The sequence below is a fragment of the Streptomyces sp. NPDC047022 genome, assembly GCF_040644155.1.
In the GTDB taxonomy this organism is placed as follows: Bacteria; Actinomycetota; Actinomycetes; order Streptomycetales; family Streptomycetaceae; genus Streptomyces.
The window spans coordinates 1-21870 of sequence record NZ_JBEYVV010000041.1 but is presented as its reverse complement, the minus strand read 5'-3'; the positions used below and the strand labels follow the sequence as shown (position 1 = coordinate 21870).

22 protein-coding genes are annotated in these 21870 nt (G+C 71.2%); 15 read left to right on the top strand and 7 right to left on the bottom strand.

From position 1 onward, the window contains the following. The first annotated feature begins 89 nt into the window (after positions 1–89). The 7 genes from infC to pheT all read left to right on the top strand — a co-directional run bounded on the left by infC (position 90) and on the right by pheT (position 7679). Positions 90–737 carry a translation initiation factor IF-3 gene (gene infC, locus ABZ845_RS28615; RefSeq protein WP_360985255.1) on the top strand — a complete coding sequence of 216 codons (648 nt, stop codon included), beginning with the start codon at positions 90–92 and terminating at the stop codon, positions 735–737. A 188-nt stretch (positions 738–925) separates the two neighbouring features. Next, positions 926–1120, top strand: coding sequence for a 50S ribosomal protein L35 (rpmI, locus tag ABZ845_RS28610; protein WP_360985184.1), 195 nt, complete (start codon positions 926–928; stop codon positions 1118–1120). 95 nt (positions 1121–1215) lie between these two features. Next, a complete protein-coding gene (rplT, locus tag ABZ845_RS28605; RefSeq protein ID WP_055492778.1) occupies positions 1216–1599 on the top strand; it encodes a 50S ribosomal protein L20 in 384 nt (127 codons plus the stop codon). A 115-nt stretch (positions 1600–1714) separates the two neighbouring features. After that, positions 1715–2575: an RNA methyltransferase gene (locus tag ABZ845_RS28600; protein WP_360985181.1), complete on the top strand. Its 861-nt coding sequence runs from the start codon at positions 1715–1717 to the stop codon at positions 2573–2575. Positions 2576–2698: 123 nt separating this feature from the next. Beyond that, positions 2699–3832 carry an ATP-binding protein gene (locus ABZ845_RS28595; RefSeq protein ID WP_360985178.1) on the top strand — a complete coding sequence of 378 codons (1134 nt, stop codon included), beginning with the start codon at positions 2699–2701 and terminating at the stop codon, positions 3830–3832. Between the two features lie 212 nt (positions 3833–4044). Beyond that, positions 4045–5169, top strand: coding sequence for a phenylalanine--tRNA ligase subunit alpha (pheS, locus tag ABZ845_RS28590; protein WP_360985175.1), 1125 nt, complete (start codon positions 4045–4047; stop codon positions 5167–5169). Continuing rightward, on the top strand, positions 5169–7679 hold the full coding sequence (gene pheT / locus ABZ845_RS28585; RefSeq protein WP_360985172.1) for a phenylalanine--tRNA ligase subunit beta: 2511 nt from the start codon (positions 5169–5171) through the stop codon (positions 7677–7679). Before pheS ends, pheT begins: the two co-directional genes overlap by 1 nt. A gap of 275 nt (positions 7680–7954) precedes the next feature. On the opposite strand, the gene ABZ845_RS28580 is transcribed toward pheT, so the two are convergent. Then, positions 7955–8644 carry a TetR family transcriptional regulator gene (locus tag ABZ845_RS28580; RefSeq protein ID WP_360985169.1) on the bottom strand — a complete coding sequence of 230 codons (690 nt, stop codon included), beginning with the start codon at positions 8642–8644 and terminating at the stop codon, positions 7955–7957. Between the two features lie 116 nt (positions 8645–8760). Between ABZ845_RS28580 and ABZ845_RS28575 the strand changes: the two genes are divergently transcribed. From ABZ845_RS28575 to ABZ845_RS28565, 3 genes are all read left to right on the top strand, one after another. After that, the gene (locus ABZ845_RS28575) at positions 8761–9633 is read left to right on the top strand and encodes an SDR family NAD(P)-dependent oxidoreductase (RefSeq protein WP_360985166.1); all 873 of its coding nucleotides are present in this window, start codon (positions 8761–8763) and stop codon (positions 9631–9633) included. 299 nt (positions 9634–9932) lie between these two features. Further along, a complete protein-coding gene (locus ABZ845_RS28570) occupies positions 9933–11273 on the top strand; it encodes a transcriptional regulator (protein ID WP_360985163.1) in 1341 nt (446 codons plus the stop codon). A gap of 148 nt (positions 11274–11421) precedes the next feature. Further along, a complete protein-coding gene (locus tag ABZ845_RS28565) occupies positions 11422–11967 on the top strand; it encodes an NUDIX hydrolase (RefSeq protein ID WP_360985160.1) in 546 nt (181 codons plus the stop codon). A gap of 32 nt (positions 11968–11999) precedes the next feature. On the opposite strand, the gene ABZ845_RS28560 is transcribed toward ABZ845_RS28565, so the two are convergent. Continuing rightward, the gene (locus ABZ845_RS28560; protein ID WP_360985157.1) at positions 12000–12257 is read right to left on the bottom strand and encodes a hypothetical protein; all 258 of its coding nucleotides are present in this window, start codon (positions 12255–12257) and stop codon (positions 12000–12002) included. Between the two features lie 502 nt (positions 12258–12759). Then, positions 12760–13620, bottom strand: coding sequence for a 3-hydroxybutyryl-CoA dehydrogenase (locus ABZ845_RS28555; protein WP_360985154.1), 861 nt, complete (start codon positions 13618–13620; stop codon positions 12760–12762). 174 nt (positions 13621–13794) lie between these two features. On the opposite strand from ABZ845_RS28555, the gene ABZ845_RS28550 reads away from it, so the two are divergent. After that, the gene (locus ABZ845_RS28550) at positions 13795–15021 is read left to right on the top strand and encodes a family 10 glycosylhydrolase (RefSeq protein ID WP_360985151.1); all 1227 of its coding nucleotides are present in this window, start codon (positions 13795–13797) and stop codon (positions 15019–15021) included. A 180-nt stretch (positions 15022–15201) separates the two neighbouring features. Here ABZ845_RS28550 and ABZ845_RS28545 read toward each other — a convergent pair whose 3' ends face one another. Together ABZ845_RS28545 and ABZ845_RS28540 are read right to left on the bottom strand one after the other, a co-directional pair. Further along, positions 15202–15408, bottom strand: coding sequence for a DUF1918 domain-containing protein (locus ABZ845_RS28545; protein WP_360985148.1), 207 nt, complete (start codon positions 15406–15408; stop codon positions 15202–15204). Between the two features lie 74 nt (positions 15409–15482). Further along, positions 15483–16406, bottom strand: a complete 924-nt coding sequence (locus ABZ845_RS28540; protein WP_360985145.1) for a DMT family transporter — start codon at positions 16404–16406, stop codon at positions 15483–15485. Between ABZ845_RS28540 and ABZ845_RS28535 the strand changes: the two genes are divergently transcribed. Together ABZ845_RS28535 and ABZ845_RS28530 are read left to right on the top strand one after the other, a co-directional pair. After that, positions 16405–17856 (top strand): PLP-dependent aminotransferase family protein, encoded by a 1452-nt coding sequence (locus tag ABZ845_RS28535; protein WP_360985142.1) that lies wholly within the window; start codon positions 16405–16407, stop codon positions 17854–17856. The genes ABZ845_RS28540 and ABZ845_RS28535 overlap by 2 nt on opposite strands. A gap of 31 nt (positions 17857–17887) precedes the next feature. Further along, on the top strand, positions 17888–18475 hold the full coding sequence (locus tag ABZ845_RS28530) for a histidine phosphatase family protein (protein ID WP_360985139.1): 588 nt from the start codon (positions 17888–17890) through the stop codon (positions 18473–18475). Here the strand turns inward: ABZ845_RS28530 and ABZ845_RS28525 are convergent. Continuing rightward, the gene (locus tag ABZ845_RS28525) at positions 18458–18928 is read right to left on the bottom strand and encodes a DUF6314 family protein (protein WP_360985252.1); all 471 of its coding nucleotides are present in this window, start codon (positions 18926–18928) and stop codon (positions 18458–18460) included. The two genes, ABZ845_RS28530 and ABZ845_RS28525, sit on opposite strands and share 18 nt — an antisense overlap. A 156-nt stretch (positions 18929–19084) precedes the next feature. Here ABZ845_RS28525 and ABZ845_RS28520 point away from each other — a divergent pair, with 156 nt between their 5' ends. Next, positions 19085–20656 (top strand): hypothetical protein, encoded by a 1572-nt coding sequence (locus tag ABZ845_RS28520; RefSeq protein ID WP_360985136.1) that lies wholly within the window; start codon positions 19085–19087, stop codon positions 20654–20656. Here the strand turns inward: ABZ845_RS28520 and ABZ845_RS28515 are convergent. Beyond that, on the bottom strand, positions 20601–21074 hold the full coding sequence (locus ABZ845_RS28515) for an SgcJ/EcaC family oxidoreductase (RefSeq protein WP_360985133.1): 474 nt from the start codon (positions 21072–21074) through the stop codon (positions 20601–20603). The genes ABZ845_RS28520 and ABZ845_RS28515 overlap by 56 nt on opposite strands. Positions 21075–21166: 92 nt before the next feature. Here ABZ845_RS28515 and ABZ845_RS28510 point away from each other — a divergent pair, with 92 nt between their 5' ends. Then, entirely contained in the window at positions 21167–21616 is a 450-nt protein-coding gene (locus ABZ845_RS28510) for a MarR family transcriptional regulator (RefSeq protein ID WP_360985130.1), read from the top strand. Positions 21617–21870: the final 254 nt, after the last annotated feature.

Genomic DNA, 21870 nt, shown 5'->3' with positions numbered 1-21870 from the left:
TTCATGCGCTGTGATGCGTTGGTCCTGATGTCAACCAGACATGCACGGCTGTCCGCCAGGCGGCCGTATGGTGCTACCGAGGAGGATCCATCAGCACCGAGCCCCGCATCAACGACCGGATTCGCGTTCCCGAGGTGCGACTTGTCGGTCCCAGCGGCGAGCAGGTCGGCATTGTGCCGCTTGCCAAGGCGCTGGAGCTTGCGCAGGAATACGACCTGGACCTGGTCGAGGTCGCGGCGAACGCACGTCCGCCCGTATGCAAGCTCATGGACTACGGGAAGTTCAAGTACGAGTCGGCCATGAAGGCCCGTGAAGCGCGCAAGAACCAGGCGCACACGGTCATCAAGGAGATGAAGCTCCGGCCGAAGATCGACCCGCACGACTATGACACCAAGAAGGGTCACGTCGTCCGGTTCCTCAAGCAGGGCGACAAGGTCAAGATCACGATCATGTTCCGTGGTCGCGAGCAGTCCCGGCCCGAGCTGGGCTACCGACTGCTGCAGCGTCTCGCGGAGGACGTCCAGGACCTCGGTTTCGTCGAGTCGAACCCGAAGCAGGACGGCCGGAACATGATCATGGTTCTCGGTCCGCACAAGAAGAAGACCGAGGCGATGGCCGAGGCTCGCCAGGCGCAGGAGGCCCGCAAGGCGGAAGCGAAGGCCAACCCGGGCCGTTCGCAGAACGCCGCTGACGCCGAGGCTGCCGACGCCGAGGCCGAGGCCCCCGCCGAGGCCTGATCCCGGGGCCGCAGGTCCCCGGGGGAACGCCGGACGTACGGACGTACGACCGCCGCACGGTGGACGTACGGACCCCGGAAAACCCGGGACGACAGTTCCAGGACGCAACCGATACAAGAGCGACGCTCTCACGTGCCCGGTTTCACGACCGGGCACGAGAGCGCCACCGACGAGGAGAGAACGGCGCTATGCCGAAGAACAAGTCGCACAGCGGTACCAGCAAGCGCTTCAAGGTCACCGGCTCCGGCAAGGTGCTGCGCGAGCGTGCCGGCAAGCGCCACCTGCTCGAGCACAAGTCGTCCCGTCTGACGCGTCGCCTCACCGGCAACGCCGAGATGGCCCCGGGCGACGCCAAGAAGATCAAGAAGCTTCTCGGCAAGTGACGTGGCGGCGCGCGAGCGCCGTACGTCTGGACCGGGACCCAATCGATTCCGGGCCGCGTGAGTACCACCGCGGCCCCGCTACAAGGAGTTAACAAGTGGCACGCGTCAAGCGGGCAGTCAACGCCCACAAGAAGCGCCGGGCGATCCTCGAGCAGGCCTCCGGCTACCGCGGTCAGCGTTCGCGCCTGTACCGCAAGGCCAAGGAGCAGGTCACCCACTCGCTGGTCTACAACTACAACGACCGCAAGAAGCGCAAGGGCGACTTCCGTCAGCTCTGGATCCAGCGCATCAACGCCGCTGCCCGGGCCAACGGCATCACGTACAACCGCTTCATCCAGGGCCTGAAGGCCGCCAACGTCGAGGTCGACCGCAAGATCCTCGCCGAGCTGGCCGTCAACGACGCGGGCGCGTTCGCCGCGCTCGTCGAGGTCGCGCAGAAGGCGCTTCCGGCGGACGTCAACGCCCCCAAGGCGGCCTGACCCTGCACCGGCCTTGAGCCGAGGTGACTGAACGGACCCGTGGGCCTCGCGGCCTGCGGGTCCGTTGCGTTTGTCCGGTAATGAACCGCCGTACGTACTCCCGAAGGTGAAGAGCATGCCCCCGGCCACCCCCGACCTCATCTCTCCCCGCTCCGTGCGTGTGGCCGCCGCCCGGCGGCTGGCCAAGCGGAACTTCCGGGGCAAGGACCGGCTGTTCCTGGCGGAAGGGCCGCAGGCCGTACGGGAAGCGGCGGCGCACCGGGCCGACGGGCGGCCGACGCTCGTGGAACTCTTCACCACCACGGACGCCGCGGAACGGTACGCCGACATCATCGGCGAGGCGCACGACGCCGGTGCGCGCGTCCACCTCGCGGCCGAGGAAGTGATCGCGGAGATCTCCACGACGGTCACCCCGCAGGGCCTGGTCGGTGTCTGCCGGTTCCTGGACACCCCCTTCGAGGACGTGCTCGCCGCCCGCCCGAAGCTCGTCGCCGTACTCGCGCACGTGCGCGACCCCGGCAACGCCGGGACCGTGCTGCGGTGCGCCGACGCCGCCGGTGCCGACGCCGTGGTCCTCACCGACGCGTCCGTCGACCTCTACAACCCCAAGGCGGTGCGCGCCTCCGTCGGGTCCCTGTTCCATCTTCCCGTCGCCGTCGGCGTACCCGTGGAGCGCGCCGTGGGCGGCCTCAAGGAGGCAGGCGTGCGGATCCTGGCCGCCGACGGCGCCGGCGACCACGACCTTGACGACGAACTCGACCACGGCACCATGGGCGGCCCCACGGCCTGGGTCTTCGGCAACGAGGCATGGGGGCTCCCGGAGGAGACCCGCGCGCTGGCGGACGCGGTCGTGCGCGTGCCCATCCACGGAAAAGCCGAGAGCTTGAACCTCGCGACGGCCGCCGCCGTATGTCTCTATGCGTCCGCCCGTGCACAGCGCGCCGCCGGAGGGTGCCGTTCCGTGACCCCCGGCTAGTAGTGTGGCGGGCTCGGGGGCCCTCTCCCGGCCCTCGGCTCGTCCCCGCGCTCGCCGCGTCCGGGCCGGAGGCCCACGGGCGGGGAGGCACTCCCACAGTGGGATGAGAGGTGGGGTACGGGCATGATCGGCACGAGCAGGGCACCCGGAACACGCGACGCGCACCGCGCGCCCGTGTCCCTGCACGGTGATCTCGCCGAAGTCGGCATCGACCCGGACGACCTCCCCGACGGACTGGTGATCGCCGACGAGAACGGCCGGGTGATCTGCTTCAACGCCGCCGCCGCCCGTATCACCGCCGTCCCCGCCGTCGAGGCGCTCGGCCGGCCCCTGGAGCGGGCGCTGCCGCTGGAGGACCTGGAGGGGCGGCGCTGGTGGCAGCTGACCGACCCCTACGGCGGACTCGCGATCCGCGTACGGCAGCCGGAGCGCAATCTGCTGCTCCCCGGCGGGCGGGAGGTGCTCGTATCGGCTCGGTATCTGCGGATGAGCCCCACCGGACCCGTGCGCCGGGTCGTGGTCACCCTGCGCGACACCGAGGCGCGCCGCCGCACCGAGCGCAGCCACGCCGAACTGATCGCGACCGTCGCCCATGAGCTGCGCTCACCGCTCACCTCCGTCAAGGGCTTCACCGCCACCCTGCTCGCCAAGTGGGAGCGCTTCACCGACGACCAGAAGCGGCTGATGCTGGAGACCGTCGACGCCGACGCGAACCGGGTCACCCGGCTCATCGCCGAGCTGCTCGACATCTCCCGGATCGACTCCGGTCGGCTGGAGGTGCGGCGCCAGCCCGTCGACATAGGGGTGGCCGTGGGACGCCACATCCAGGCGTACGTAGCCGCGGGCCAGCCCGCCGACCGCTTCCTGCTGCGCAGGGAGCATCCCCTGCCCGCGCTCTGGGCCGACCCCGACAAGATCGACCAGGTGCTCAGCAACCTCCTCGAAAACGCAGTGCGCCACGGCGAGGGAACTGTCACGATCGACGTCACGCCCTCGGCGTCCCCGCGTGAAGGGGAGGACGCCGGTACGTCGGTCACGGTGAGCGACGAGGGGCCCGGCATCCCGGAGGAGTCCATGAACCGCGTCTTCACCCGCTTCTGGCGGGGCAGCAAGCGCGGCGGCACGGGTCTTGGGCTCTACATCGTCAAGGGCATCGTCGAGGCCCACGGCGGCACCATCACGGTCGGCCGCGCCCGCGGCGGTGGGGCCGAGTTCCGATTTACGTTGCCCGTGAGCGCACCGGCGTATCTGCAGTAACGCCACCGGCGCCCGCGGGCTCCTCCGCATTCCCCGAGGGGCGGGGCGGGTCCGCGGTGCGGACGCCCGGTCCGTCAGCCCCTCCCACCCCGTTAGACTCGGCCTTTGGCACCTTTGTGTCCCGAAGTCGGCCACGATTCGTCATCGGGTGAGTTTCGTCATCGGATGAGTGACGGGGACCTTCAGCCAGCCAATCGGAAGCACGGGAAGAGATGTCGGCACCCAATAAGTCGTACGACCCTGTCGAGGTCGAGGCCTTGAAACCGGAAGAGATCGAGCGCATGCGGGACGAGGCGCTCGCCGCCTTCGCCGCCGCGGACTCCCTCGACGCGCTCCACGAGGCCAAGGTCGCCCACACCGGCCCCGCCTCGCCGCTGGCCCTCGCCAACCGCGAGATCGGCGCGCTGCCCCCGCACGCGAAGGCCGACGCCGGCAAGCGCGTCGGCATGGCCCGCGGAGCCGTCAACAAGGCGCTCGCCGCGCGCCAGGCCGAGCTGGAGGCCGAGCGCGACGCCCGCGTGCTGGTCGAGGAGTCGGTCGACGTCACGCTGCCCTACGACCGCGTGACCGCCGGCGCCCGGCACCCGCTGACCACGTTCATGGAGCGGGTCGCGGACGTCTTCGTGTCCATGGGCTACGAGGTCGCCGAGGGCCCCGAGGTGGAGGCGGAGTGGTTCAACTTCGACGCCCTGAACTTCACCCCGGACCACCCGGCCCGGCAGATGCAGGACACGTTCTTCGTCGACGGCCCCAAGGCCGCCCACGGCGAGTCCGGTGTCGTGCTGCGCACGCACACCTCGCCGGTGCAGGCCCGCTCCCTGCTCGACCGTGAGCCCCCCGTCTACATCGTCTGCCCCGGCCGGGTCTACCGCACCGACGAGCTGGACGCGACGCACACCCCGGTCTTCCACCAGATCGAGCTGCTGGCCGTCGACGAGGGCCTGACGATGGCCGACCTCAAGGGCACGATGGACCACATGGTCCAGTCGCTGTTCGGCGCGGACATGAAGACCCGGCTGCGGCCGAACTACTTCCCCTTCACCGAGCCGTCCGCCGAGATGGACATGCTCTGCTACGTCTGCAAGGGCGCATCGGTCGGCAACCCGGACCGCCCGTGCCGCACCTGCTCGAGCGAGGGCTGGATCGAGCTCGGCGGCTGCGGCATGGTCAACCCGCGGGTCCTGGTCGCCTGTGGTGTCGATCCCCATAAGTACAGCGGATTCGCCTTCGGGTTCGGCATCGAGCGGATGCTGATGTTCCGCCACAACGTCGAGGACATGCGAGACATGGTCGAGGGTGACGTCCGGTTCACCCGGCCGTTCGGGATGGAGATCTGATGCGGGTCCCGCTTTCTTGGCTGCGGGAGTACGTCGACCTGCCGGCGACGGAGACCGGGCGCGACGTCCAGGCCAAGCTCATCGCGGTCGGTCTCGAGGTCGAGACCGTCGAACAGCTCGGTGCCGACCTCAAGGGGCCCCTGGTCGTCGGCCAGGTGCTCACCATCGAGGAGCTGGAGGGCTTCAAGAAGCCGATCCGGTTCTGCACGGTCGACGTCGGCCAGGCCAACGGCACCGGCGAGCCGCAGGAGATCGTCTGCGGAGCCCGTAACTTCGCCGTGGGCGACAAGGTCGTCGTGGTCCTGCCGGGCGCCGAGCTGCCCGGCGGCTTCGCGATCGCCGCGCGCAAGACCTACGGCAAGACCTCGCACGGCATGATCTGCTCCACCGACGAGCTGGGCATGGGCGACGACGGCACCAAGGGCATCATCGTCCTGCCGCCGGAGACCGAGGTCGGCGCCGACGCGATCAAGCTGCTCGAACTGGTCGACGAGGTGCTCGACATCGCCGTCACCCCCGACCGCGGCTACGCGCTGTCCCTGCGCGGCATCGCCCGCGAGGCGGGCATCGCCTACGGTCTGCCGCTGCGCGACCCGGCGCTGATCGACGTCCCGGCGCCGAACGCCTCCGGCTACCCGGTGCAGATCTCCGAGCCGCGCGGCTGCGACCGCTTCACCGCGCGCACGGTGACCGGGATCGACCCCGAGGTCCGCTCACCGATCTGGATGCAGCGCCGACTGCAGAAGGCGGGCATGCGCCCGGTCTCGCTGACCGTCGACATCACCAACTACGTGATGCTCGAACTGGGCCAGCCCCTGCACGCCTACGACCGCGCCAGCATCCAGGGCGCGATCGGCGTCCGCCGCGCCGAGCAGGGCGAGAAGCTCACCACCCTCGACGGCGTCACGCGCACCCTCGACCCCGAGGACCTGCTCATCACGGACGACCGGGGCCCCATCGGCCTCGCCGGTGTCATGGGCGGCGCGAACACGGAGATCGCCGACCACGAGCACGAGACCGGCGGCACCACGGACGTCGTCATCGAGGCCGCCCACTTCGACGCGATCTCCATCGCGCGCACGGCCCGCAGGCACAAGCTGTCCTCCGAGGCGTCCCGGCGCTTCGAGCGCGGCGTCGACCCGCTGGCGGCCCCCGCCGCCGCCCAGCGCACGGTCGACCTGCTGGTCCTTCTCGCGGGCGGCACCGCCGACCCCGGTGTCACCGAGGTCATCGCGCCCACCGCGCCGCGCACCATCAGCATCCCGGCCGACCACCCGGACAAGGTCGCGGGCGTCCACTACGGCCGTGAGACCGTCGTACGCCGCCTCCAGGAGGTCGGCTGCGACGTCTACGGGCAGGACGAGCTGATCGTCACCGTCCCGTCCTGGCGGCCCGACCTCACCGACCCGAACGACCTGGCCGAAGAGGTCATCCGCCTGGAGGGCTACGAGAACCTGCCCTCCACGCTGCCGAAGCCTCCGGCGGGCCGCGGCCTGACCGAGCGGCAGCGGCTGCACCGCCGCGTCGGCCGCGCGCTGGCGGGCGCGGGCTATGTCGAGGCGCCCAACTACCCGTTCATCGGCGAGCAGATCTTCGACCAGCTCGGCCTGGCCGCCGACGACCCGAACCGCACGGTCGTCAAGCTGCTCAACCCGCTCTCCGACGAGGAGCCCGCCCTCCGCACGACGCTGCTGCCGGGCCTGCTCGGCGCGCTGCGCCGCAACGACGGGCGCGGTTCGCACGACCTGGCGCTGTTCGAGACCGGGCTGGTCTTCCACCCGCGCGCGGAGCGGCGTGCCGCCGAGCGCCTGCGCGTCGACCTCCGCCCGACCGACGAGGAGATCGCCTCGCTCACCGCCGCGCTGCCCGAGCAGCCGCGGCACGCCGCGGTCGTCCTCACGGGCGCCCGCGAGCAGGTCGGCTGGTGGGGCAAGGGCCGCCCGTCCGACTGGGCGGACGCCATCGAGGCCGCGCGGATCATCGCCCGCGAGGCCGGGGCCGAACTCGTCGTGCGCAAGGGGCAGTACGGTCCCTGGCACCCCGGCCGCTGCGCCGAACTGGCCGTGGTGGCCGACGGCACCGAGCAGATCGTCGGGTACGCGGGCGAGCTGCACCCCGGTGTGCTGAAGACCCTGGGTCTGCCCGCCCGGACCTGCGCGATGGAGCTGAACCTGGACGTGCTGGAGCGGGCGGGTACCGGGCCGGTGAAGGGCCCCCGCATCTCCGCCTTCCCGGTCGCGACCCAGGACGTCGCGCTCGTGGTGGACCGGTCCGTGCCGCACGCCGCCGTCGAGGCCGCGCTGCGCGAGGGCGCCGGGGAACTGCTGGAGTCGATCCGGCTGTTCGACATCTACGAGAGCGAGCAGCTGGGCGAGGGCAGGAAGTCGCTGGCGTACGCGCTGCGCTTCCGTGCGGAGGATCGCACGCTGACCGTCGAGGAGGCCTCGGCGGCACGGGACGCGGCGGTGGCGCTGGCCGCCGAGCGCACGGGGGCGACACTGCGCAGCTAGGGTCTTTCGTTTGGATCAGGCCAGACCCCCGAGCCCGGTCTGATCCAAACGAGAGGCCCTGGTGCCGCGACAGGCGCCGTACTTGCGGGGCGCGGGATGGTGCGAACGCGCGGCGAAGCCGCGTGCGTGCCGCCCGCGCCCCGCGCCACTGTCGGCCGAGCCCGCTGCCACGCGGCCGAGCCGTATACCGACACCGGGTCGTTCGGATGTTCATGCCTGAGCCCGGTTCATGCCCCGCGTCGGCCGGATGTGGAACTGACGCGATACCGGTTGCTTCATCCATCGCCGGACCGGGCTTGGGCCAGGTGGCCGGTGAGCAGGGTACGCAGCGTGTCGCGGAGCGCCATGGTGAAGTCCAGGCGCAGAGAGGCGAGTTCTGGATCGGCGGCGTAGGCGCTGAGCATCGCCTCGGACGGACGCGAGTGGGTCCAGATGGCGCCGGTCAGCATCACGGCGGTGCCGGCGAACTGCCAGGAACCGGGCTCGTCGAGTTCGGGGACGCACGCGCGGACCAGACCCGCCAGTACTCCCACGTCGGCGACGGCCGCGCGCTTGAAGCGGGCGGCGATGTCCGGCGAGACGTTGTGCTCCAGGACCGCCGCCTGACTGGCGATCAGATCGCACAGCACCGGCCTGGCCGCCAGCGACTGGGCCAGCGCTTCCGCGAGGCGGGCGGTGCGCTCGGTGAGCGGGAGGCCGTCCGGCCAGTCCCGTAGCTGAGGGGTGAGGGCGGCGAGCCAGGCGTCGAAGGCTTCGGCGAGCAGATGGAGGAGGACGTCCTCGCGGGATTCGAAGTAACGCAGGACGTTGGACTTGGCCAGGCCCACGCGGCGGCTCAGCTCGTTGAGGGTGACCCGGCTCACGGGCGTGTCGGTCAGCATCGCGGCGGCCGTGTCCAGGATCGTCTTGCGGCGCAGCGCGCGCTGCTCCTCGCTGTGGGCGCGCTGGAACGGTGACGTCGTCATCCCCCGATCTTACAGACCCGCGGTCTCTTGTTGGCAGACCGTCGGTCTGTTACCTTCGAAGCGTACAGACCGGCGGTCTTTTAGTCGTCGGTTCGCGCTCGGAAGGAGAGATGGACATGAACGACACCGTGTGGCTGGTCACCGGAAGCGGCCGGGGGCTCGGGCGGGAGATCGCCCGGGCGGCGCTGGAGGCCGGGGACCGGGTGGTCGCCACCGCGCGGGACGTGCGGCAGCTCGATGACCTGGTCGGGGGCTTCGGGGATGCCGTCGTCCCGGTGCGGCTCGATGTCACCGACGCGGCGGGAGCCCGGCAGGCCGTCACGGCGGCCGTCGAGGTGTTCGGGCGGCTGGACGTGGTGGTGAACAACGCCGGGTACGCGACCCTCGCCTCCATCGAGGACACGACGGAGGAGGAGTTCCGCCGCCAGATCGACACCAACCTGTTCGGTGTCGTCAACGTGACCCGGGCGGCGCTGCCCGTTCTGCGCGAGCAGGGCAGCGGGCATGTCATCACCGTGTCGTCGGTGGGCGCGCGGACGGCGACCGCCGGGCTCGGCGCCTACCAGACGGCCAAGTGGGCGGTGAGCGGCTTCAGCGAGGTGCTGGCCCAGGAGGTCGCACCGCTCGGGATCAAGGTGACCGCCGTCGAACCCGGCGGGATGCGGACCCAGTGGGCCGGGGCGTCGATGGCCGTCCCGCCGGTCTCCGCGGCGTACGAGCCGACCGTCGGCATGGTCGCGAAGTTCCTGGAACCCGGCAACGACCGTTCGGCCGGGGATCCCGTCAAGGTCGCCCGGGCCATCCGCGCGGTGGCCGCCATGGACGAGCCCCCGGTCCGGCTGCTGCTCGGCTCGGACGCCCTGAACGTCGCAGGTGCCTCGGCCGCGGCACTGGCCGCGCGTGACGCCGCCTTCGCCGGCCTCACCCGTTCCACCGACCACGACGACGTCACCGCGGCCGAGCGCGATCCGCTCGGCGTCGGCGACTGAGGACCGTGCGATCTTTTACAACGCCCCGCGGGTCACAACGCGGCGTCAGCGGGAGTGTGCCGCCGTCCGCCCTGCCGCGGAGTGTCGGGCAGGCGGCCGGGCGGACGGCGCGGATCGGGCCGCCGCACTGTTCGAGGGGGAGCCGGCGGCCCGCGCCGGCCTCTTGCGAGGGGTTTCAGTCAACCGGCCGGAAACCCACCGCGACAGCGCACGCACAGCCCGGATGCGCGTACTCCGTTCACACCCCGTGTGAACCAGCACGCACTAACCTTGCGGCAGCGGCCACGGGGAGGGCACTCATGCAGCCCAACACACTGCTCGACGCGATCCTCGACGAGGCGGGTGTCTCCCACGCGGGACTCGCCGCGCACGTCAACCAGGCGGGCCGGGCGCGAGGTCTCGCACTCAGGTATGAACACACCGCGGTGGCCCGGTGGTTGAAGGGCCAGCGCCCGCGCGGCCAGGTGCCCGACCTGATCTGCGAGGTGCTCTCCGCACGGCTGCGCCGGCCGGTGACCCTGGACGACATCGGCCTCGGCGTACCCGGCGAACCGGCCGCCCCGCACGGCTCCAGCCTGTCCGGTTTCGTCGAACGGGCCACCGCCCTGTGGCGCTCCGACGAGCAGCAGCGCCCGCACGTCCTCGGTGCTCCCGCCGTCACGGGCACACCCGCCGTGATGCCCGTGTGGGAGTGGGAGAACCCGCCCGAGGACGTTGACGTCTCACGCGGCGGCCGGCACCGGGTCACCCCCGCCGACATCGACATGCTGCGTGCGGCCCGCGCCCATTACGAGCAGATGTACCGCAAGGCGGGCGGCATCGCGACCCGCAGCCGCGTCGTCGGCTTCCTCAGCGCGGAGACGGCGCCCCTGCTGCGCGGCAGCTACACCGACGCCATGGGCCGCCAACTGCACCGCGCCACCGGCGGCTTGGTGGCCATCGCCGGAATCTGCGCCTATGACTCGGACGCCCATGGCCTCGCCCAGCGCTACTTCCACCAGGCCCTGCGCCTGGCCAAGGCCAGCGGGGACCGCGGGCTCGGCGCCTATGTGATAGCCCTGCTGGTCAACCAGTCGCTGTTCATGAAGGAGTACCGGCAGGCCGTCGCCTTCGCCGAGGCCGCGCTGCGCGCAGCGGGCAGGCAGATCACCCCGGCGCTCGCCTCCGACCTCTACGCGATGCAGGCCAAGGCGTACGCGCACCTCGGCGATGCCACGAGCGCGCTGTCCTGCATCCGGCGTGCCGAGTCGGCCGCCGAGCACATCCGGCGCGGATACGAGCCGGACGAGACCGGATATGTCCAGCCGGGACTGGTCAATGTGCAGGTCGCCGAGGCGCTGCTGAGCCTCGGCGACCTGATCGCGGCGGGGGAGCACGCCGAGGCCGCCGTCGGCACGCCCGCCCATGACCGCGGCCGGGTGCACCGGCTCGCGATACTCAGCCAGATCGAGCTGCGCCAGGGCAACGCCGACAAGGCGGTGGCCACCGCGGTGGAGATGGCGGAGCAGGCGCGGGGAATGGAGTCCATGCGCCTGCGGGACAGACTGCGGACCGTGCGTGAGCACCTGGTGCGCAACGGCTGCGCCGGGGCGGCGGAGGCGGCCGAACTCATCGACGGGGCACTGCGCGTCCCGCTGTGACCCGGTCCCACCACGCCGTACGGCCGCCGCGTCCGCGAAACGCGGCCCACCGCGCCCGCCGTCGCGCAGGGCGTGCGCCGCCGTGAGTCTGCTGAGTGTGCGCTCCTGCTGCGATATTGCCCCTTACTCGGCGGAAGGTGGCAGAACCGTGCAGTGGACGAAACAGAACGAACAAACTGTGTATGCGAACCGCTGGTTCAGCGTCAATCTGGCTGATGTCGAGCTGCCGGACGGCCGGCATCTCGACCACTTCCTCATAAGGCTGCGGCCCGTCGCCGTGGCCACCGTGGTGAACGAGGCGGGCGAGGTACTGCTGCTGTGGCGGCACCGCTTCATCACGGACAGCTGGGGGTGGGAACTCGCGGCGGGCGTCGTGGAGGACGGCGAGGACATCGTCGTCGCGGCGGCCCGCGAACTCGAGGAGGAGACCGGTTGGCGGCCGGGACCCTTGCGCCATCTCATGAGCGTCGAGCCCTCCAATGGACTCACCGACGCCCGGCACCACATCTACTGGGCCGACGAGGCCGAGTACGTCGGGCATCCCGTGGACGACTTCGAGTCGGACCGCCGGGAATGGGTCCCCCTCAAGCTCGTCCCCGACATGGTCGCCCGTGGAGAGGTCCCGGCCGCCAACATGGCAGCCGCATTACTCCTGCTGCACCACCTCAGGCTCGGGCAGGACACATTGCCCTGAACCCTCGCCGCCGCCCTGGCGCGAGGAGACCCTCAACGCCCCAGGGCCTGCCAGATCGCCACGACGAGCGCGCCCACGGCGGTCAGCGCGGCGACCGCGGGCAGGGGCCAGCGCGTGTGCTCCAGAGCGACCACCCTCACGCTCAGGTCGTCCACGTCCTTGGCGGTCTGCTCGGCTCGATGACTGAGCAGGGCCAGGCCGCCCTCGACGCGGGCGTGTGCCACATCGAGACGGCGGCGTAACTCTGCGACTTCTCCATGGACCACGGGATGCTCGGGGTCGGCGGTCACGGTCCGCTCCTTTCCGTAGTCGTCACATCACATCCCTTGCCTGTGCAGCAGGAGTCAACTCGCCTGGTGGGCGCGTGGGGAGCGTGTGCGAGCGGCATATGCGGGTCCGGGGCGCACACGGTGTGTGAACGGCGCGGGCCCGGCACCACACCGGGGTGCCGGGCCCGCGCCCTGGGCGCCCGCAGTTCATCTCGCCCCGCAGATACGGGACGAAGCGCGCCACCCGGTCGGGGTCCTGCTTGGTCGCGGTCCGCACCAGTCGCGGAGGCGGGCGTCGCGGTCGCCCGCCTCGTCTTCAGAGAGAAGTAACCCTGAACTTCGCTTCGCGGCACGGGCAACGCGGCAGCGCCGTCTGTTCGGACGTCGAGTATTTTTCGCCGCTCGCCTGCTGTCGGACTGCCGGGCCAGCTATGCCGAGGGCCATCGCCCGGATCATGGACGATGGCCCTCAGTGCTGTACGGGTAGCCGGTATGCCGGGATGCCGGTAGGCGTCCGGGCCGGTCAGCCGTAGGTGTAGAAGCCGGAGCCGGTCTTCCGGCCGAGCCGGCCCGCCTCGACCATGCGCTGGAGCAGCGGGGGAGCGGCGTACAGGGGCTCCTTGTACTCCTCGTACATCGAATTGGCGATGGAGACGATGGTGTCCAGGCCGATCAGGTCGGCGAGCTTCAGCGGGCCCATCGGGTGGGCGCAGCCCAGCTCCATGCCGTTGTCGATGTCCTCGCGGCCCGCGATGCCCGACTCGAACATGCGGATGGCGGAGAGCAGATAGGGCACGAGCAGCGCGTTGACCACGAAGCCGGAGCGGTCCTGTGCGCGGACCGCGTGCTTGCCGAGGATCTTCTCGGCGAACAGCTGGGCCCGGCCGAGGGTGCCCTCGGAGGTGGTCAGCGCGGGGATCAGCTCGACCAGCTTCTGCACCGGCGCCGGGTTGAAGAAGTGGATACCCACCACGTGGTCGGGCCGCGAGGTGGCGACCGCGAGCTTCACCAGCGGGATCGAGGAGGTGTTGGAGGCGAGGATGGCGTCCGGGCGGGTCACCACCTGGTCGAGCACCTGGAAGATCTCCGTCTTCACCTGCTCGTTCTCGACGACCGCCTCGATCACGAGATCGCGGTCGGCGAACTCGCCGAGGTCGGTGGTGAAGGTGAGGCGGGACTGCGTCGAATCCCGCTCCTCCTCGGTGATCTTGCCGCGTTCGGCGGCCTTGGTGAGGGAGCTGAACAGGCGGGTCCGGCCGATCTCCAGGGCCTCGCCGGTGGTCTCGGCGACCTTGACGTCCAGTCCGGCACGGGCGCACACCTCGGCGATGCCCGCTCCCATCTGGCCGCAGCCGACCACTCCGACGCGTTCGATGTCGGTCACATCGTCCCTTTCGCTGTTGTACGGCTGTGGCAGGTCCGTTCGGGTACCGGTCGCCTGCTCCGTTCGTGCACGTTACTCCCAAGTATCGATGATCGATCGTCCGGGTGGGAGGATGCTGAGGCGCGGAGACGGACCGTGACGGCGCGGATCCGCAGGGTACGAGGGTGTGAAGTGATGAACCGTTTGTCGCGTCGGGCGTTCACGCTGGCCGCATTGTCGGCGATGTCGGCTCTCACCGCAGGTGCGGAAGCCGCCCCGCGGCACGGCGGCGCCCCCACCGCCGAGATGCGCGGAATGTGGCTCGCCACCGTGCTCAACCGTGACTGGCCCTCACGCCCGGGTCTGGCCCCCGCCGTGCAGCGCGCCCAGTTGCTCCAGCAGTTCGACACGGCGGTGAGGCACGGACTGAACGCGGTCTTCTTCCAGGTGCGCCCCTGCGCCGACGCGCTGTGGCCCTCGCCCTACGAGCCGTGGTCCGAGTACCTCACCGGGACCCAGGGCAAGAACCCCGGCTGGGACCCGCTGGGCACGGCGGTCCAGGAGGCGCACGCGCGGGGCCTGCAGCTGCACGCCTGGTTCAATCCCTACCGTGTGGCCGGCCACACGGACCTCTCGAGGCTCGCCGCCTCGCACCCCGCCCGCAAACACCCCGACTGGGTCGTGGCCTATGACGGGAAGCTCTTCTACAACCCCGGACTGCCCGAGGTGCGCGCCTTCGTCGAGAACGCGATCCTCGACGCCGTGGCCCGCTACCCCGTCGACGGCGTCCACTTCGACGACTACTTCTATCCGTATCCCGTCGCGGGCCAGACCTTCGACGACAGCGCGGCGTACGCGGCCTACGGCAAGGGCTTCGCGAACCGTGCGGCCTGGCGCCGCAACAACATCAACCTCCTGGTGCAGGAGAGCGCGGCCCGTGTCCGGCAGACCAGGCCCACGGCCCGCTTCGGGATCAGCCCCTTCGGGGTGTGGCGCAACGTCGCGACCGACGCGCACGGCTCGGCCACGCACGCCCTGCAGAGCTACGACGATCTGTACGCGGACACCAGAACCTGGGTGAAGTCCGGCTGGCTGGACTACATCTGCCCGCAGCTCTACTGGAACATCGGCTTCGCCCCGGCCGACTACGCGGAACTCGTCCGCTGGTGGGCGCAGGTCGCCCAGGGCACGCGTGTGCGCCTGTACGTAGGGGAGGCGCTGTACAAGGCCGGCGACCGCACGCAGCCCGCCGCCTGGCGGAACCCGGCGGAACTCTCCCAGCACCTGACCCTGGCCAAACGCTACCCACAGGTGGGGGGCCACGTCTTCTTCGCCGCCAAGGACGTCGCCACCGACCGGATCGGAGCCATGGCCCGAGTCCTGGCCGACCACTACACCCACCCGGCCCCGGCACCGCTCTAGGAACGGCGCGCGAAGGCCCCCCGACAAGGGGCGCGGGGGACTGCGCGAGAAACCACGACGCACCGCCACCCGGCAACGCACCACAACCCGCGCGGAGCGCTCCCGACAGGGGCGCGGGGAACTGCGCAGAACCCCGCATCGCGCCCGCACGCACCAACGCACAGCAACCCGCGCGGAGCGCTACCCTCCGATCGGCTGACCGATGTCCTTATGACGGATCTCGGTGTCGGGCCCCGGCGAGCACACACCTTCGTGCCCGTCCTGGAAGCGCACCCGATACGGGGGCGTCCCGTTCGTGCCCATCACTTCCACGATCTCGCCGATCTTGTCGTGCTGTCCGACGGTCCTGCCGTGCTGCACCAGCTTGTCGCCCACAGTTGCACGCATCTGTCGGGCCTCCTCGTCACACGCGGGAGTATCGGTCCGTGGCGCCGGTCCACCCCCTCCGCGCCCCGCCCGGTTCAGCCGCGCGTCCGCTGCGTGACCGCGATGCAGACCAGAACCGCGGCGGCCGTGAGCGGTGCGGCCAGGGTGAGGTGCTCGCCGAGGAGCAGTACCGACCACACCAGTGTGAGCAGCGGCTGTGCCAGCTGCAACTGGCTGGCCCTCGGTATTCCGATGGCGGCCATGCCCCGGTACCAGACGAACAGTCCGAGAAACTGCGATCCGGCCGCCACCCACAGCAGCCCGATCACCGCGTGCACGGTCGGACGGACGGGCTCGCAGGACAGCGCGGCCAGTGCGCCCGGCAGGGTGAGAGGCAGGCACAGCACCAGTGCCCAGCCGATGACCTGCCAGCCGGGCATGACACGGGCGAGCCGGCCACCCTCGGTGTAGCCGGCGGCGCAGATCAGGAGGGCACCGAAGAGATAGGCGTCCGCGCCGGTCAGCGCACCGCCGCTCTGCCGCACGGTGAACGTGATCACCGCGGCGGCGCCGGCGGCCGCGGCCAGCCAGAAGGTCCGAGATGGCCGGGTGCCCTCGCGCAGCGCCGAGAACAGGGCGGTGGTCAGCGGCAGGAGCCCGACGACGACGGCGGCGTGCGCGGTGGTCGAGGTCCCCAGGGCGAGCGTGCTCAGCAGCGGGAAGCCGAGCACGACCCCGGCCGCGACGACGGCGAGCCCCGCCCACTGCTCCTTCGCGGGCGGAGTGACGCGCAGTGCGAGCAGACAGCCGCCGGCGATGAAGGCGGCGAGCACGCTGCGCACCGCCACGAGGGACCAGGGGCCGAAACCCTCGAGCCCCCAGGCGGTGGCGGGAAACGTCAGCGAGAAGGCGACGACCCCGAGGGCGGCCAGCAGGGTGCCGCCCCGCCGTGACGGAGCCGCGGTTTCCGGGTCAACCGCTATTGCCGTATCAGCAGTAGCGCTATCCTGTGTCTTCATGCAAGAGCGTAGCAGTGTCGGTGAACTGGCGGAACGTCTCCGTTCGGAGCTGAATCGCTACTCTCCAGGCGAGAAACTGCCCTCCAGCCGCACGCTTGTCGAACGATTCCGGGTGAGCCCCGTGACCGTGTCCCGCGCGCTGGGGCAGCTGGCCGCCGAGGGCCTCGTGGTGACGCGGCCGGGAGCCGGGGCGTTCAGGGCGCAGCCCCGCGCCGAGTCCCCTGCCGCGGGGGACACGGCCTGGCAGGAGGTCGCGCTCAGCGCGGACGCGTCCGCGGAAGTGGTGCCGCGCAGCGTCGACGCCTCCGGAGTGCTGATCTCGCTGGCCGCGCCGCCCGCCGGTGTCGTCGAGTTCAACGGCGGTTATCTGCACCCCTCGCTGCAACCGGAGCGCGCGATGGGCGCGGCACTGTCACGGGCCGGGCGCAGGCCCGGAGTGTGGGCGCGTCCGCCCGTCGAAGGGGTCGCCGAGCTGCGCGAGTGGTTCGCGCGGGGCATCGGCGGCGCGATCACCGCGGCCGATGTGCTGATCACCGCGGGCGGCCAGTCCGCCCTCACCACCGCACTGCGGGCCCTCGCGCCTCCCGGCGCCCCGGTCCTGGTCGAGTCGCCCACATATCCCGGCATGCTGGCCATCGCCCGCGCCGCGGGCCTCAGACCCGTGCCCGTACCGGTGGACGCGGACGGGGTGAAACCGGCACTGCTGGCCGACGCGTTCCGGGCGAGCGGCGCCCGGGTGTTCGTCTGCCAGCCCCTGTTCCAGAATCCGACCGGTGCCGTACTCGCTCCCGGGCGCCGCCAGGAGGTGCTGCGCATCGCGCGCGCCGCCGGGGCGTTCGTGATCGAGGACGACTTCGTACGACGGCTGGCGCACGAGGACTCCGGCACGCTGCCCCCGCCCCTGGCCGCCCAGGACCCCGACGGCGTGGTGGTGCACGTGTGCTCGCTCACCAAGGCAACCTCGCCCAGCTTCCGGGTCGGGGCCCTGGCCGCCCGCGGCCCGGTCCTGGAACGCCTGCGCGCAATCCATGTCGTCGACACCTTCTTCGTGCCCCGCCCGCTGCAGGAAGCCGCGCTCGAACTCGTCGGCTCGCCCGCCTGGCCGCGCCATCTACGGGCGGTCGCCGCCGAGTTGAAGCAGCGCCGCGACACGATGACGGGCGCACTCGGTCTCACCCTGCCCGGTCTGGCCCTGCCGCACATCCCGTCCGGGGGGTACCACCTCTGGGTACGCCTGCCCGACGGAACCGACGAGTCCGCCGTCGTCGCGGGCGCCCTGCTGGCCGGAGTGGCCCTCACGCCCGGACGCCCCTACTTCAGCGCCGAGCCCCCCGCGGCTCATCTGCGGCTGAGCTTCGCGGCGGTCGCGGGTGCGGGAGAGATCGCGGAGGGCGTACGGCGGCTGCGCACGGTCTGTGACGAGCTGCTGTTGCTGCGTAACGGCTCTTGACCTGCACACTCGGGCGCCGCACGATCGCCGCATGCATCTTAGGGTGACGTTCGTTGCCGCCGCGCGCAGTTCCGCGCTGCTCGCCGAGCGATTCCAGGACAACCGGCCGCTGGACCAGGCGGGCTGGGACGAGGTGCAGCGTGCCGCCCATGACCTGGTGCCGCTCGCGGCGGCCGAGCTGCGCTACTGCTCACCGACCCCGCGCAGCCGGGCGACCGGAGACGCGCTCGGCTACGCGCCCCTGGTGCAGCTCGCGCTGCGGGACTGCGACATGGGCCGCTGGCGCGGGCTCACCCTGGGCGAGGCGATGGCCCGGGAACCCTCCGCCGTGGACGCCTGGCTCGCAGACCCCCGCTCCGCCCCGCACGGCGGAGAGCCGCTCATGTCGTTCATCTCCCGGGTGGGCGGCTGGCTCGACACCCGGCCCGTGGACGACGGCAGCCGCATCGTCGCCGTGGCGGAACCGTCGGTGGTGCGGGCCGCGCTGGTCTATGCGCTGAAGGCGCAGCCGTCGACCTACTGGAACATCGATGTCCGCCCACTGTCGACGATCACGCTCGTCGGTCACCACGGGCGCTGGAACCTCCGTCTGGAGGCCGCGTCACCCCTGAGCGCCTGACGGCCCGGGCTCGCGGGTGTAGTCGGTGGTCAGCACCAGGTCCTTCGCCGGTCCTCCCACTCGCCAGACCGTGCGCCAGTGGTCCTGGTCGAGGACCGTGAACTCGCCCCGGTAGAGGTCCGCGGAGCACGGATGACGGGCCACATGGCGGCCGGTCCTGAGATCGAGGTCGTGGAAGGGCCGGCCGTCGGCGAACCGAACGTCCGAGGTGCCGGCCGGCGTCCCGGGGAGGAAGCGCAGCTTCCGTTCGGCGGGCCGGGCAACGCCCCGCCAGACGAATGTGCCGGACTCGTCGTGCAGCAGCCCGCCACCGCCGTCCTCGATGGGGGAGAACACGGTCGTCCCGCTGAAGCGGCCTTCCTCGCCGCTCTTGAGATCCCGCACGGCGCGCTCGACGCGCCATCGGCCCTCGAGATGGGCCAGCACGTCCTTCACCGGCCAGAACTCGCCCATCCGTATCCCTTCGACTCCCCACATCGCCCAGGACGCGGCACGACCCATGGCCGCACCCCCCGCATCCTCCCCCCAGTCTCTCCCGCCGGCCGGCCTCTCCCGTCCACGTGGAAATTCAGCGTCCGCTCGGCCATGGTCCGGACAGGATGTCCTCCCGTGAACCATGTACTGTGCGGGCTGGCCGAGAATACGGCCCTTCTCCCCGAGCTGGCCGACCAGTTGATCGCGATCGCGGACGCGGACATCGCCGAGAGCCTTGCCCGTCGCATTGACCTCAGCCATGAGCAGGCCCTCGCCCTGGCGTCGCGGATCGGGGAGAGCGCGGTGCGGCTCGCGTACGAGGGAGTGCTGACCGCTGCCGACGTCGACCCCGTCGCGCAGCCGGAGGCCGCGCTCGCCTTGCTCGACCAGGGGTCCGGTGACCATCGGTGGGCGCGGCTGTTCGCCGTGGATCCGGATGCCGGGCGCCGGGAGACGCTGGCGGCGTGCCCCGGACTTCCCCCCGATGTGGTGGAGACGCTCGCCGCCGACCCGGATGTGCGGGTCGTCGCGGAGCTCGCGTTGTGGACGACGGCGGACCTGGCCGCCCGGCTCGCGCGGCATCCGCATGCCGAGGTCCGTCGCGCGGCGGCGGCGAACGAGGCGACGCCACCGGACGTGCTGGCGATGCTGATCACGGGCGAGGGCCTGCCTCCGGCACAGCGGTGCCTGGTCTGCGACGCCGAGGAGACACCCTTCACGCACGATCCGGAGTGTCCTCGGCTCGACTGCGATCTGCGGTCCGGCGCCTATTGCGAGGGATCCCACGAGTCCACCGTCCACGAAATGACGGCGCTGGCGCTCGGGAACCCGAGCACGCCCGCGGAAGCCGTCATCCGGTTCGCCGACCACCCCTCAGCGTGGTTGCGCCAGCCACTCGCTGCCCGCCAGGACCTGCCGCCGGAGATACAGGGACGGCTCGCCGGTGACCCGATGCCCGGTGTCCGGGCCGACCTCGCAGGGAACGCGGCGATCGACGGCGCGCTGTCGCGCACGCTTGCCGTCGACGACAGCCAGGACGTGCGGCGCACACTCGCGCACAACCCTCATGTGCCGCTCGATGTGCTCTCCGGTCTGGCCGGCTCGGTCAGGATCGGGCCGACCCTGCTGCCGCGGATCGCCGCCGCTTCTCCCGCCGAGATCGAGGAACTGGCGGCGTCGTCGCATCCGGCGGTGCGGATGCTCCTGGCCGAGCGGCGCGACCTGTCGGCCGGGATCCGCGACGCGCTGGCCGCCGACCCGGACGCCAAGGTGGTCAAGTCCATCGCGCCGCACCCGGGTCTCTCGGAGACTCCGCTGCGCACCATGGTCGAACGGCACGGGGTCCAGGTCGCCGCGAGGGTGGCGGCCAACCCGGACGCGCCCTCGGCGCTGCTGGAGGACCTCGTGAGACGTGCGCCGAAGGCGCACAAGGCGTTCCGCGAGGTCGCCCGGCACCGCAACGCGACGGCCCCGGCGCTGCTCGCCTGCCTGGCGGACCGGAAGGCACGGCCCAGGGTCGCGGGGCACCCGGCCCTGCCGCCGCCGGTCATCGTCGAACTGCTCGCCGATGACGACTGGCAAGTGGTGAAAGCGGCTGCCGCCAACCCCTCGCTGCCACCGGACGTGATGGCGGAGCTGGTGCGGGGGGCGGTCAAGGCCGTACCGGGACCGGCTGTCCGGCAGGTGCCGTTCGGGGCTGGAACGTGAAGGAGATCGCTTCCATGAGGCGGTTGTGCCTGGTCTTCTGCACGGCGGCGATGCGCCAGGTGCCGCCCGCGTCGCGGACGAGGGTGTAGGTGGCGCGTTTGCCCAGGCGCTTGGGGGACTTCTTGGCGACCTCGCCGCGGGTGACGACGACGGCGGTGTCCGGGGTGAGGAGTCGGGTCTCCATGACTTCCAGGTGGAGGCGGGTGCCTTTGAGGAAGCTGTCGAAGAGTGCCTGGTGGGCACGGCCGATGTCGTCGGCGCCGCGGTAGACGGTGCCGACGAAGGTGACGTCGGTGGCGTCGGGGGTGAAGCAGGCGCCGTAGGCGGCGCCGTCGCCGTGGTTCCAGGCGTCCTGGCTGCGGCGCAGAACAGCGGTGATCTCGGTGGCGGTGGTGTCCGCCAGGTCATGGATGGCCATGGGATTGCCCTTCCTCTAAACTCTTCCCGAGAGAGCTTTCTTCGTTAAGGAAGTCTCTTCCTTGTAGAAGAGATTAGGGAGTGGGTGACAGGATGTCAACGCCTGCGGAGGCGACGCGCGTCTACCGGCGGTATCTGAGCGCGGTGATGCTGCACGGCCATGCCGGCGCAAAGGCCTGCGGGCTCGGCGCGACGGACCTGTACGCGCTCAACACCCTCGAACTGGACGGGCCCATGACCCCCGGCGAGCTCGGCGCCCGCACCGGGCTGACCACCGGGCCCACCACCCGGCTGATCGACAGGCTCGAACAGGCCGGCTATGTCCGCCGTACCGCCGACCCGCTGGACCGCCGCAAGGTGATCGTCGAGCCCATCGGCAAACCGGCCGGGCTCGATGAGGCTCTGGCCCCCGCCCGCGAGGAGATCGCCGAGATCCTCCGCGGATACACCCCCGACCAGCAAAAGGCCCTGTTCGACTACTTCGCTCGCGCGGCCGACGCCTACCGGCGCGCAGCCGAACAGCTGCCCGGTGCCGGCCGCTGAATCCGCAGCCGGTGACACCGGCGGTCGGCCTCGGCCGCCTTCACTGTGATCGGATGTGACTGAGCGCTTCATCTGGCGGGGATCGCCAACTGAAGCGCTCAGTGTCGTGCGGCCTGGACAGGGCTGTGCGGCTGGTCGGGCACGCGGTGGCGAGCCGTTCTAGTAGGGCTTTGTCAGGTGCCTTGTAGGGTCGGTGGCCTGGTGCTTCCCTGCGGGTATGCGGGCGGATGAACTCTCTGCGTGTCGTGGCCGGT